We start from the raw sequence: 302 nt of genomic DNA on the forward strand, positions 1-302 counted from the left end.
ATCTCAAGCGCGTCTTCGTCAATCGTAAAGCGCGGGTGGTGGTGCGGGTAAACGATGCCTTTTTCTACATTGCCCGCGCCGACGTAGAAAAAGCATCCGATCTTCACCCCATCGTCGTTGGAGGCGATCGTTCTGCAATCGCGAGGCTGTCCCCGTGTGATCAACGCATTGGCCACGATGTGCCTGTTGTACGGGCATCAGCTGAAAAAGGACGTCATTGAGGTAGCGTCAAAAGTTCTATGAAAACTCCACACAGATCATCCCATTGAGCATCGTGGGGCATGCGGAGGGCCGGATTCGCC

Origin of the sequence: Geobacillus sp. ZGt-1 (genome assembly GCF_001026865.1) — a bacterium.
In the GTDB taxonomy this organism is placed as follows: Bacteria; Bacillota; Bacilli; order Bacillales; family Anoxybacillaceae; genus Geobacillus; species Geobacillus thermoleovorans.